Origin of the sequence: Robiginitalea aestuariiviva (genome assembly GCF_029537735.1) — a bacterium.
Taxonomy (GTDB): Bacteria; Bacteroidota; Bacteroidia; order Flavobacteriales; family Flavobacteriaceae; genus Robiginitalea; species Robiginitalea aestuariiviva.
This window is the reverse complement of record NZ_JARPUQ010000001.1, coordinates 1,113,816-1,126,566: the sequence shown is the minus strand read 5'-3', so window position 1 is coordinate 1,126,566 and position 12,751 is coordinate 1,113,816. Positions and strand designations below refer to the sequence as shown.

Genomic DNA, 12,751 nt, shown 5'->3' with positions numbered 1-12,751 from the left:
GGTTGAAGGTACTCTATTCGCGTAAACTTTCATAAACTTTCCGGGCTTTTGCCGGGCCAATGACCCCGGCAAGGTCTTCCTGTGAAGCCTCCCGGATACGCTTTACCGATTTGAACTGCCGCAGCAGGTCCCGGGCCGTCTTTTCGCCTATCCCGTCTATACCTTCCAATACCGAGCTGATGGCGGCCTTGCTTCGCTTGTTCCGGTGAAAGGTAATCCCAAAGCGGTGGGCCTCATTGCGCAATTGCTGGATCACCCGCAGGGTTTCGGATTTTTTATCCAGGTACAGGGGAATGGGATCCTGGGGGAAGTAGATTTCCTCCAGCCGCTTGGCAATTCCGATTATGGCAATCTTCCCGCGCAGGCCCAACTGGTCCAGGCTTTTCAAAGCGGCGGAGAGCTGGCCCTTGCCCCCGTCAATCACGATCAGCTCGGGCAGGGATTCGCCCTGGTTCAGCAGGCGGCGGTAGCGCCGGTGGACTACCTCGGTCATGGAGGCAAAATCGTCCGGGCCTTCCACGGTCTTGATATTGAAATGACGGTACTCCTTTTTGGACGGCTTCCCGTCACGGAATACCACGCAGGCCGCCACCGGGTTGGATCCCTGGATGTTGGAGTTGTCAAAACACTCAATATGGCGGGGTTCCCTTGAAAGGCGCAGGTCCGTCTTCATCTGGGCCATCAGGCGATTCACGTGCCGGTCCGGATCGGTGATGCGGATCTGGTTGAACCGCTCCTGCCGGTAAAAACGCGCATTGCGCTGGGAGAGGTCCAGGATTTTCTTCTTGTCGCCCAGTTTTGGGACATGCACCCGGATGGACTCCGGGAGGGACACGGGGAAAGGAAGGTATACTTCCCGGGCTTCGGACTCAAAGCGCTCGCGCAGGCCCACCACCGCCAGGGCCAGCAGGTCCGCATCGGACTCGTCGAGTTTTTTCTTGATCTCCTGCGTATGGGAACGCACCACCAACCCGTGGGAAATCTGCATGTAATTGATGTAGGCATGGGTGGGATCGGAAACTATGCTGAACACGTCCACATCGGTGATCCCGGGGTTCACCACGGTAGATTTGGACTGGTAGTTTTCCAGGGTCTCGATCTTCTCCTTCATCTGCTGGGCCTCTTCAAACTGCATATTGGCTGCCAGCTCTTCCATCCGGTTTTTGAAGTACCGCAGGGAAGTTTTGAAGTTCCCCTTAATGATCTCCCGGATATCCTCTACCTGCTGCTTATAAGAGGCCTCAGTCTGCAGGCCCTCACAGGGGGCCAGGCAATTCCCCAGGTGGTATTCCAGGCAGCGTTTATACTTGCCAGCCTCCACCTTCTCCTCGGACAGGTCGTAATTGCAGGTGCGCAAAGGATAGACCCCTTTGATCAGATCCAGCAGGGCACGCACCGTCTTCATGGAGGTATAGGGCCCAAAGTAGGCCGAGCCGTCGCGTATGCGATTACGGGTAGGGAAGATGCGGGGGAAGCGCTCGTTTTTGATACAAATCCAGGGATAGGTCTTATCGTCCCGCAACAGAACGTTGTACCGGGGCTGGTGCTCCTTGATCAGGTTGTTTTCCAGGAGCAGGGCATCGGATTCGGTCTGCACCACAATGTGCCGGATACTCCTGATTTTGCGGACCAGAACCCGGGTCTTGCCGTTGTCGTGCGTTTTGGTGAAATAAGAGCTGACCCGTTTTTTGAGGTTTTTGGCCTTCCCCACATACAGCATTTTGCCCTCGGCGTCAAAGAACTGGTAGACCCCCGGATCGGACGGGAGGGTTTTCAATTGTATCTCGACAGGGACCTGCTGCATCTTCCGGTAATTCTCCTCAAAGATAGTCAAGCTTGTCCATCCGGCACACAGGCGGGCAGGCCCGGGAAAACCCTAATGCAGCCAAGGTTTGGGATGGACCGTAATCCAGGAAATCCCCTCAGGCTGCAAGGGGCTTGCATTTTGACGGTGTTTTTTTGTAGAACGGTCAAAAAATCAAGGATTTGGCCAGATTCAGGTCTTGAGTATTGATTTTCAATGTTTTATGGGGCATATGCGGCAGGTGTTTTTGTTTCAACATTATGCGTAAATGGTTAACAAAATGCTAAAAACGTGCATTTCATCGATTTTATGATACCGTTTATAGTAATGTTTACTTTAAATTTCCTTATTTTTAAAGAGTCAAAATTGGGCTAAACAATGGACTATTATCTGATCACTTTGGGCATGTACCTTATCCTCATGCTCTTTTTCAAGGTATATTTCGCGGTTTCCACCAAGGAATAATGCCAACCCTGCGGGGCGGTTATAATTTTCGGTAATGCGCAAAGAAGCCTTGCGATCCGAGTACCTGACCCTGCGCAGGACCTTTTCCGACCAACATCTTGAGGATGGCAGTTTCGCCATCGCCCAACAGTGCCTGCAACTCCCCCTCTGGCATGCACAAACCTTCCATCTTTTCCTGAGTATTGCCCGCCAGCGGGAAATCGATACGCGTTTCCTGATCAGCCTGCTGCGCGACCGCCATAAAGACATTGTAGTGCCCAGGGTAGCCCCGGGGGGCGAACTTACCCATCACCGGTATGAGGAGTCCACGGCCTTGGCCATCAATGCCTGGGGTATCCCGGAGCCGGAAGGGGCGCCCCAGGTAGCCGCAACCCTGCCCGACGTCATCTTCCTGCCCCTGCTGGCGTTCGACACCCGGGGGTACCGGGTGGGTTACGGGGGTGGGTACTACGACCGTTTCCTGACACAGGCCCGGCCGGATGCCATGCGCGTGGGGCTATCACTTTTTGGCCCCCTAACGGAGCCCATTGAAGACCTGCACCCCCAGGACCTGAAGATGCACTACTGCGTTACTCCGAAAAAAACCTATGCGTTTTAAGCCTCCAGCTTGGCAAAAGCCCGCTTGTTGAAGAATAAGAGGATGCCCACACCTGTGCTGATGGCCGTATCCGCCACGTTAAAAACCGGGGCAAAAAAGCGGAAGGATTTTCCGCCCAGGCCAGGCACCCATTCAGGCCACTGGCTATCGATAATGGGGAAATAGAGCATATCCACCACCTTGCCGTAAAACAGGCCGTCGTAGGGTTCCTCCGGCAAAAAAGTGGCCACCTGGTTCATACTGTGGTCAAAGAGCAGGCCGTAAAAGAGGGAATCGATAATGTTTCCTACCGCCCCCGCAAACACAAGGCTTACGGCCAGCAGGAGGGTCTTGTTATACCCTTTGCGCAAAATGTCCCAAAGCCAGTATCCGATGCCCCCGATGGCCAGCAGGCGGAACAGGGTCAGCAGCAACTTGGCGGTGCGTTCCTGCAGGGGCAGCAGGTCGCTGAGCTTCGTTCCCCAGGCCGCCCCTTCGTTTTCGATAAAATAGATCTTAAACCAGGAAAACACCTCTACGGATTCCTCCAGGCGAAAATGGGTCTTGACATAAAATTTGCTGATCTGGTCAATCAACAAAACGGCGAAGATCAACAGGAGGGAATATCGGATGCGCATTTACTTCATTTGGGTCCGGGCAAAAATAGGGATATTCTTTCAAAGGATGCGCGCGGGAACAAGCCTACCGTTGCCGGTTCACCCGGATGTCGCCGCTGTGGCTGCTGAGCACCCATTGCCCGTTTCCGTCGGGAATCGGGTCTACCCGCACCTCCCCGCTTCTGGAGTAGGCCTCCACCGTTGCCCGTTCCACCCAGGCTTCTATACGGGCAGATCCCGTTTGTACCCGGGTTTGTTCCGCCGTATGGCGCAGCTGGCAACTGCCATCCACCACCCGTACGGTCAGGTTTCGGTAGTCGCCCCGTGCCCGAATCTCGGCCCGCTGCCCGTTTACCGTAACGGACTGCCGGGGCGGGAGGTGTACCCTCAAACGGACGGAAAGGACCTTGTGGGCGCTCAATTTGTCGTTGGGTCGTTCAAAAATGGGAGAGAACCCGGTGCCGATGTGCAGGGTGTTGCCCAGGATTTCGGTTTTGACCAGGATATCGCCCTGGTATTCCCCTTCCATTTCGGCTTCCACCACCACCTGCCCGGGATCCCCGGTTTCCAGCACCACCTGGAAACACTGTTCGGCGTCGATAACGATCCCGGTCAGGGTGTTGTCCGGAAGGGCCAGGTTAACCCGCTTTTGCGCATAAAAAAGGCTGGGGGCCAAAAGGAGGCAGCCCCAAAAGGCCAGCGTAAACCAGCCAAAAAAACGCCCCGGGAGGCGTTTAGTGTTATTTCTGCATGTTCTTGGCTTCAATGCTCAGGGTGGCATGCGGAACCAGCTTCAGCCGTTCCTTGTTGATGAGTTTTCCCGTAACCCGGCAAATGCCGTAGGTCTTGTTTTCGATCCGCAACAGGGCGTTCTTCAGGTCCCGGATAAATTTCTCCTGCCGGATGGCCAGCTGGGTATTGGCCTCCTTGCTCATGGTTTCGGACCCCTCTTCAAAAGCCTTAAAAGTGGGCGAGGTGTCGTCCGTGCCGTTGTTGCCGTCGTTCATATAGGCGCTTCTGAGCAATTCCAGGTCGTTTTTGGCCTTTTCAATTTTTTGCTCAATGAGTACGCGGAACTCCTCGAGGTCCTTGTCGGAATAACGTACTTTGATATCTTCTCCCATAGTCTTAGTGTTTTTGGATAAACAACCGGGTGCTGATGCCATCAAAGGCAATTGCCGTACCCTCATCCAGCTGCTCTTCAAACTGCAGGTCCGCAGTCAGGGTCTCTGTCTTGATGTATTGCAAATTCTTTCGCACCGCCTGTTCCACGGTTTCGTTCTTTAAAAATGTAATATCGATCCTGTCGGTCACCTCAAAGCCGGACTCCTTGCGGAGATTCTGAATCCGGTTCACGAGCTCGCGGGCAATGCCCTCGCTCCGCAGCGCTTCGTTTATGGTGATGTCCAGGGCAACCGTAACGGCCCCGGAAGACGCCACCAGCCATCCCTCAATGTCCTGGGAGCTGATCACTACGTCTTCAAACTGTAAAATAACGTTTTTATTTTCCAGTTCGAGTACAATTTCGCCTTCCCGCTCTATTTTCTGGATCTCCTCCTGGCCCATCCGGGCCACCGCTGCGGCTATGGCTTTCATATCCTTCCCATACTTGGGGCCCAGGGTCTTGAAATTGGGCTTGATGCTTTTGACGAGGATGCCGGAGGCATCGTCCAGCAATTCGATCTCCTTCACGTTCACCTCGGAGCGAATCAGGTCGGAAACGGCTTCGATTTCTTCATGTTCCCGGGCGTCCAGCACCGGGATCATTACCTTCTGCAGGGGCTGGCGTACCTTGATTTTTTCCTTCTGCCGGATGGACAGCACCAGGGAGGAAATGGTCTGGGCCTTTTCCATACGTCCTTCCAGGGCCTTGTCGATCAGGCCGGGGTCCGCCACGGGAAAATCGGTCAGGTGTACACTTTCCGCACCTTCCAGGACAGTTGCACCCACCAGGTCCCGGTAGAGCTGGTCCATATAGAAAGGCGCCACCGGTGCCCCCAGTTGGGCTACAGTTTTCAAACAGGTAAACAGGGTCTGGTAGGCAGAGATCTTATCCGTCCCATAATCCCCCTTCCAGAACCGGCGCCGGCACAGGCGCACATACCAGTTACTGAGGTGTTCCTGCACAAAATCGGAGATGGCGCGGGCCGCACGTGTGGGCTCATACTCCCCGTACGCCTGGTCTACGCGGGTAATCAGACTGTTGAGTTCGGAAAGGATCCAGCGGTCAATTTCCGGCCGCTCCCCGATCGGGATTTCGGGTTCCCGGTACGCAAACCCGTCTATGTTGGCATAAAGGGCAAAGAAAGAATAGGTATTGTAGAGGGTGCCGAAAAACTTCCGCTTAACTTCCACTACCCCATCCATATCGAACTTCAGGTTGTCCCAGGGGTTGGCATTGGAAATCAGGTACCAGCGGGTGGCGTCTGCCCCATGCTCGTCCATGGTTTCAAAGGGGTCCACGGCGTTGCCCAACCTTTTGGACATCTTTTTGCCTTCCTTATCCAACACCAGGCCGTTGGAGACCACGTTGCGGTAAGCCACGGAATCAAATACCATGGTGGCTATGGCGTGCAGGGTATAGAACCAACCCCGGGTCTGGTCTACCCCTTCGGCAATAAAGTCTGCCGGGAAGCCGGCCCCGGAATCGATCAATTCCTTGTTTTCGAACGGGTAATGCCATTGGGCATAAGGCATGGAGCCGCTGTCGAACCATACGTCGATCAGGTCCGCTTCACGCCGCATCGGTTGTCCTGAGGGCGATACCAGCACCACCTGGTCCACTATATTTTTATGCAGGTCAATGGCTTCGTAATTGGCCTCGGTCATGTCTCCGGGTACAAAGTCCGGGAAGAGGTCGGCTTCCATAAAACCGGCAGCCACGGCTTCTTCCATAGCCTGCTTGAGTTCGGCCACGGAGCCGATGATCCGTTCTTCCTTACCATCTTCCGTACGCCAAACCGGCAAGGGGATACCCCAATACCGCGAGCGGGAAAGGTTCCAGTCGTTGGCAGAAGCCAACCAGTTGCCAAAGCGGCCCTCCCCTGTGGACTTGGGCTTCCAGTTGATCTCCTGGTTCAGGGCAAACATGCGGTCCCGTACCTCGGTGATCCGGATAAACCAGGAATCCAGGGGGTAATAGAGGATGGGCTTGTCGGTTCGCCAGCAATTTGGATAGCTGTGGGTATATTTCTCGACCCGGAAGGCCTTGTTCTCCATCTTAAGGCGAATGGCCAGCTCCACGTCTACGGAACGCTCCGGGGCCTCGCCTTCGGCATAGTATTCGTTCTTCACATAGCGTCCGGCCAGCTCCTGCATTTCCGGGCGGAAGCGCCCTTGCAGGTCTACCAGGGGTACGGGGTTACCGTTCTCGTCCAGCACCAGCATGGGGGGCACAGGCGGTTCGGCTGCGCGGGCAGCCTGCATATCGTCCGCCCCGAAGGTAGGTGCGGTATGTACAATCCCGGTTCCGTCTTCGGTGGTCACAAAGTCCCCGCCAATCACGCGGAAGGCATCCTCCGGGTGCTGGTAGGGCTGGGCGTAATCCAGCAGTTGGTGGTAGCGCACCCCGATCAGGTCCCTTCCCGCGTGAACGGAACAGACCCGATATGGGATTTTCTTGGCATCTGCAGTGTATTCCGGCCAGGCCTCGCCTGCATCCACCTCCTGGTATTTCCCGGTAAATTGCTTCCCCAGAAGAGCCTTGGCCAGGATCACCCGGATAGGCTCATGGGTATACTGGTTGTACGTCTGAACCAGTACGTATTCGATATTCGGGCCTACGGTAAGGGCGGTGTTGGAGGGCAAGGTCCAGGGGGTGGTGGTCCAGGCCAGGAAATACACCGGGCTGCCGTCTCCTTTCAGGCTGTCCGGCAAGGTTTCCTGCACGGCCTCAAACTGGGCGGTTACCGTAGTATCGGTGACGTCCTGATAGGTGCCTGGCTGGTTCAGCTCGTGGGAGCTGAGGCCCGTGCCCGCCTTGGGGGAGTACGGCTGAATGGTGTAGCCCTTGTAGAGCAACCCCTTGTCGTATATCTGCTTGAGCAGCCACCAGACGGTCTCCATGTATTTGGGCTTGTAGGTGATATAGGGGTCGTCCATATCCACCCAATACCCCACTTTCTCCGTCATTTCGTTCCAGACGTCCGTATACCGCATCACGGCCTTTTTACAGGCCTCGTTGTATTCGGCTATACTGATTTTGCCCCCGATGTCTTCCTTGGTGATCCCGAGCTCCTTTTCCACGCCCAGTTCTACGGGCAGGCCATGGGTATCCCACCCGGCCTTGCGCTTCACCTGGTAACCCTTCATGGTTTTATAACGGGGGAAGATGTCCTTGATGGTTCGTGCCATCACGTGGTGGATCCCCGGCCGGCCATTGGCGGAAGGGGGGCCTTCAAAAAAAACATAGGGCTTGCCATCCTGACGGATGTCGATGCTTTTTTCGAAGATCCCGCCCCGGTTCCAGAATGCCAGGATTTCCCGGGCTACCCCGGGCAGGTCCAATTGCTTGTATTCTTTAAACTTCATCGGGCGCTTCGGTATAGGTCGAGCAGTTAAAGTGCGCAAAATTAGTGATTTTACTGAAATCTGGGGCGGGCAAATAACCAGAATATACGCCCGTGGGTGCATGCCGGTTCGGCAGGGGTTATGAAACCCTTAAAATCGGAGCCTCATGGAGGCTACGGCATTAAACCCGGGAGCGGCTATCCCTGAGGAATATGGCCGGTACCGCTGGTCCGTAAGGTTTTCCAGGGCCACAGTGAGTTCCAGGAAGGCACTAAAGGTATAAGACCCCCTTAAATTTAGGGTATACCAGGAAGGGGAATAGGGGTTGCCCCCGGTGTCCTGCAGGTAGATAAAGGTCTTGCTGCGTTCCGAAAAGGCCAGGTCCCGGTAGGGAATCTCCCCGTTGTAGTTCAGGAAGAAATCCCATTTCCAGGGGTAGCGGTTCCATTTCAGGTGTAGGTCAGCAAAGGTAGGGGCCACATGGCGGGAAGGCGAATCGTTGCCGTCGTCGTCCTCTTCCACCCCTTCGGTAAGGGTCAGGTTGCCCACCAGCATCAGGTGGTCGCTCAGGGTGGCATCCATCCCGAATTCAAAGCCGTAAACATAAGCCTTGGCTGCATTCTGTATGGCCTGCACATTGCTGGGCTCCCCATTGTAATCGATAGTCCGTTCCCCGTTCAGGGTAAAATCCCGCCGCACCAGGGCATCCACCAGGTAGGTATAATAGGCCGTGCCCCTCAGGATAAGCCGGTCGCCCAGGTTCTGGCGCAATCCCAATTCGGCATTGTAGGCGTACTCCGGCTCCAGGTCCGGGTTGGGTACCACCACGGAACCGGGTTCGGAATCGAAAATCTTGCCGATGTCGTCAATATTCGGCGCCCGGAAACCCGTGGAACCGTTCAGGGTAACCTGGGTGTTTTGAACCGGAAACCAGCTCAGGCCCAGACTGCCCGTGAGGGCACCATTGTCCAGGTTGGCATCCTGGAAAGGAAAGTCGTAAAAAGCGTCGTCAAAGGCGGCACGGATCCAGACGTGGTTGTAGCGCATCCCGGACATTAGGGTCAGGTTGGGTTTGGCCCGGTAGGTGGCATTCATGTACCCCGCTGCACTCTGCCAGCGGGCGCCGTCCGGATAACGGGAGGCAGAGGCCTGGGCAACCCCGGTGTCAATATCCCGCTGCGACCCTGTAGAATGCACCCGGTTCCCGATGTATTCCAACCCGTAATACAGGCGGAGATCCCCCATTTTACGGGTCTCCAGGTCCAGGTTCAGGGAATAGGCGTCTACCTGCTCGCGGGTGCGGTACAGGATGTTGTCCCCGAAATTCCTGTCGTTGCGGCTTTCCTCGAAGAACTGGTAGGCCGCCCCCACTTTAAGGCCTTCATAAAAAGTTGCCCCGCCCTGCTGGCGCGCGCGCAACAAGCCCATAAACCATTTCTGCGGGCCGTAATACCATTCGGCAGATCGCAGGCCGGCTTCGTTGTTCCCGGGGCGGATCAGCCGGTCGTAACGGGGATAGTCCGAGGTGGCCGAATAATGCAGTCCCAAATCGAAGGACCATTTCCGGCTCGGGCGGTACACCCATTTGTGCATCAGGCTGGTCTGTTCGTAGCCGCTGGGCACCTGACGCCTGGGGTTCGGGTTCTGCAGCACCCGGTCAATGCCATTGGAGGTCAAAATGTAACGGGGACGCAGGTATTCTTCCGGCCCGTGGGACCCCATCAACAGGTCCCCGAAGTGGTTCAGGGTTACACTGGTCAGGGTTGCCCATTGCTCCCACCCCACTTCCGCCTCGGCGTGCAGGGTCAATTCGCCGGCAGCACTTGCGGTCCGCAGCAGCAGGTTGCCGCCCGCCTGTATGCTGTCCCCTTCGGAGGTACGGGGGTTTTTGGTATAGAAATTCATGACCCCCCCTATGGCGTCGCTGCCGTAAATCACAGAGCCGGGGCCAAACAGGATTTCGGTTTTGCGGACGGTAAGCGGATCGATAGAAATCACATTCTGAAGGTTCCCTCCCCGAAAGATGGCATTGTTCATCCGGACCCCATCGACCGACAACAAAACGCGGTTGGTGGCAAAGCCGCGTATCATGGGGCTACCTCCTCCGTACTGGCTTTTTTGCACAAATACCTTTCCGGTCTGTTGCAACAGGTCGGCCGAGGTTTGGGGGTTGGCCAGCAGCACATCGCGCTGGGTCACGGTTTCGATCCGCTGGGGCACCTCACGCCGTTGTTGCTCCCATTTGGAAACCGACATAATGACCTCTTGCAACTGCTGCCGTTTGGGGTTCATATTCACCTGCCCGCCATTCCGGACAATGGCCATTTTGGTAAGCTCCAGGGCCTCATACCCCAGGTGGCGGAAAAATACGCGCTCGCGCCGCTGGAAGGCATCCAGGCGGGCACGCCCCTGCTCATCCGTGATGGCCGTAGCACTGCGGTCCAGGTTATAGATGGCCACATCCCCCAGGAGTTCGCCGGTCTGGGCGTCACGCACCTGTATTTCTTGGGCAGAAAGGCCCCCGATGCCTACCAGGGCCAGGAAAAGAACCGTTAAGAATTGCCTATGAAAACACTTCATCTAAAACGTCCAGGGACCTTGGTTCCCTAAAACCGTGCAAATGTATTTGAAAATACAGAACCAGGGCTTTTATCAGGGCCCTTCTTCTTTTTTGTGTCAATTTTACACGTTCCAATGCATCAAATTTCGTGCCTAACAATTCGTTAAAATCCTCAAGCAATTCCCCGGTCAGCATGGGGTTAAGCGGCTGGGACTGTACAAAAGCACCTTCCTGCAGGTCAAAGTAGGGGGCATGGGCATCGGTTTGGTCCGGGTAAAAGCCCAGGTAGCGGGTAAGCCCCAGGAGGAACCGCAGGTGGAAATTGGCTACATGGTCCTGGTGATCCAGCCATTGAAGGGTGTGCTCCAGGTACTGGAATAACTCCGGGTTGGGGCTCTCTTCCCGGATGCTTTGGGTCAGTATCTCGGACAGGAACATAATTACGCTGCTCTTACGCACATCCGTGTGGATGCTCACATACGGGTAACTTATTGACGCCTCGCGCAGGTATCCCATTTTGCCTTTAGGTGGGGCCGCAGCGGATATTTCCAATTGGGTAAGGGGGAGGAAGAGCCCGGCCTTGAATTTGCCTTTACGCGGCTTCAGCACCCCCCGGACCATAAAGGTTTGCAGGCCCTGGGCATCGGTAAACAGCTTTACAATGAGGCTGCTGTCTCCGTATTTCAAGGCAGAAAGGACAATGGCGCGGGTAACCTGAGACATGGATTTTTATAGAATCTAACCCAAAGATAGGCCAATAAAAATCCCCGGCCTCGCGGCCGGGGATTTGCTATTTATACCGAAATAAGAGATCAGATTACGCCCTGGGCCAGCATGGCATCGGCTACTTTTACAAAGCCGGCAATGTTGGCGCCCCGCACATAATTGCAATACCCGTCTTCCTCCTTGCCGTATTCGATACAGGCGTCGTGGATGTCGGACATGATGGCGCGCAGGCGCTGGTCCACTTCCTCGCGCGTCCAGCTGATCCGCAGGGAGTTCTGGGACATTTCCAGGCCCGAGGTGGCTACCCCGCCGGCATTGGATGCCTTTCCGGGGGCAAACAGGATACGGGCATCGTGGAAAGCGTGGACCGCTTCGGGGGTGGAAGGCATGTTGGCACCTTCCGCCACGCAGATACATCCGTTCTTAATCAGGGTTGCGGCATCGTCCCCATCCAGTTCATTCTGGGTGGCACAAGGCAGGGCAATGTCGCAGGGTACGCCCCAGGGGGTTTCCCCTTTGTGGTATGTGGCGTTGGGGTATTTTTCCACATATTCGGAAATCCGGCCACGGCGGTTGTTTTTCAGGTCCATCACCCAGGCCAGCTTTTCTTCGTCAATCCCGTCCTTATCGTAAATGTAACCTCCGGAATCGGAAAGGGTCAGGACCCTGCCCCCTAGTTGCAGAACTTTTTCGGCGGCGTACTGGGCCACGTTTCCGGAACCGGAAACCACAATTTTTTTGCCTTCGATCTCTTCGCCCCGGGTCTTCAGCATGTTCTCGGCAAAGTATACCGTTCCGTAGCCCGTAGCCTCCGGACGGATTTTGGACCCCCCCCAGGAAAGGCCTTTCCCGGTGAGTACCCCGGTAAATTCGTTGCGAATCTTCTTATACATCCCGAATAGGAAACCGACCTCGCGGGAACCCACCCCAATGTCTCCGGCAGGAACGTCCGTATTGGGGCCTATGTGGCGGCAGAGCTCCGTCATAAAGGCATGGCAGAACCGCATCACCTCATCGTCCGATTTGCCTTTGGGGTCAAAATCCGACCCGCCTTTCCCACCGCCCATGGGCAGGGTAGTGAGGCTGTTCTTGAACACCTGTTCGAAGGCCAGGAATTTCAGGATGCTCGCATTTACAGAAGGGTGAAAGCGCAGCCCGCCCTTGTACGGCCCGATGGCGGAATTCATCTGGATCCGGTACCCCCGGTTCACGTGGATTTCCCCCTTGTCGTCCACCCAGGCCACCCGAAAGGAAATCAGGCGCTCGGGCTCTACCATGCGAAGCAGGATATTCTTCCCGTTGTAGATTTCGTGCTGTGCAATGTAGGGGATAACCGTATCGGCTACCTCCTGCACGGCCTGAATGAATTCGGGCTCATGGCCGTTGCGGGCCTTGACCTCCTCCATAAAGGCTTCAATTTTGGCATTCATATCGGACATATCGCGATCTGAGGATTAGTGAATTAAAGGATTAATAATATCAGGGCAAAATTA

9 protein-coding genes are annotated in these 12,751 nt (G+C 55.5%); 1 reads left to right on the top strand and 8 read right to left on the bottom strand.

Annotated features, from left to right (window positions below; all coding sequences use genetic code 11):
* Window positions 1-13: 13 nt before the first annotated feature.
* Window positions 14-1,804, bottom strand: coding sequence for an excinuclease ABC subunit UvrC (uvrC, locus tag OZ410_RS05020; RefSeq protein ID WP_277706823.1), 1,791 nt, complete (start codon window positions 1,802-1,804; stop codon window positions 14-16).
* Between the two features lie 499 nt (window positions 1,805-2,303).
* On the opposite strand from uvrC, the gene OZ410_RS05015 reads away from it, so the two are divergent.
* Window positions 2,304-2,867 (top strand): 5-formyltetrahydrofolate cyclo-ligase, encoded by a 564-nt coding sequence (locus OZ410_RS05015; protein WP_277706822.1) that lies wholly within the window; start codon window positions 2,304-2,306, stop codon window positions 2,865-2,867.
* Here OZ410_RS05015 and OZ410_RS05010 read toward each other — a convergent pair.
* The 7 genes from OZ410_RS05010 to gdhA form a co-directional block, all read right to left on the bottom strand.
* Window positions 2,864-3,484 (bottom strand): lipoprotein signal peptidase, encoded by a 621-nt coding sequence (locus tag OZ410_RS05010; protein ID WP_277706821.1) that lies wholly within the window; start codon window positions 3,482-3,484, stop codon window positions 2,864-2,866. The genes OZ410_RS05015 and OZ410_RS05010 overlap by 4 nt on opposite strands.
* Window positions 3,485-3,548: 64 nt before the next feature.
* A complete protein-coding gene (locus OZ410_RS05005) occupies window positions 3,549-4,139 on the bottom strand; it encodes a DUF4097 family beta strand repeat-containing protein (protein ID WP_277706820.1) in 591 nt (196 codons plus the stop codon).
* 64 nt (window positions 4,140-4,203) lie between these two features.
* The gene (locus tag OZ410_RS05000) at window positions 4,204-4,587 is read right to left on the bottom strand and encodes a TraR/DksA family transcriptional regulator (protein WP_277706819.1); all 384 of its coding nucleotides are present in this window, start codon (window positions 4,585-4,587) and stop codon (window positions 4,204-4,206) included.
* Between the two features lie 4 nt (window positions 4,588-4,591).
* Window positions 4,592-7,993 carry an isoleucine--tRNA ligase gene (ileS, locus tag OZ410_RS04995; protein ID WP_277706818.1) on the bottom strand — a complete coding sequence of 1,134 codons (3,402 nt, stop codon included), beginning with the start codon at window positions 7,991-7,993 and terminating at the stop codon, window positions 4,592-4,594.
* Window positions 7,994-8,122: 129 nt separating this feature from the next.
* Window positions 8,123-10,552 (bottom strand): TonB-dependent receptor plug domain-containing protein, encoded by a 2,430-nt coding sequence (locus OZ410_RS04990; protein ID WP_277706817.1) that lies wholly within the window; start codon window positions 10,550-10,552, stop codon window positions 8,123-8,125.
* Window positions 10,536-11,255 carry a DNA repair protein RecO gene (recO, locus tag OZ410_RS04985; RefSeq protein WP_277706816.1) on the bottom strand — a complete coding sequence of 240 codons (720 nt, stop codon included), beginning with the start codon at window positions 11,253-11,255 and terminating at the stop codon, window positions 10,536-10,538. The genes OZ410_RS04990 and recO overlap by 17 nt, the downstream gene beginning before the upstream one ends.
* Window positions 11,256-11,344: 89 nt before the next feature.
* A complete protein-coding gene (gene gdhA / locus OZ410_RS04980; protein WP_277707171.1) occupies window positions 11,345-12,688 on the bottom strand; it encodes an NADP-specific glutamate dehydrogenase in 1,344 nt (447 codons plus the stop codon).
* Window positions 12,689-12,751: the final 63 nt, after the last annotated feature.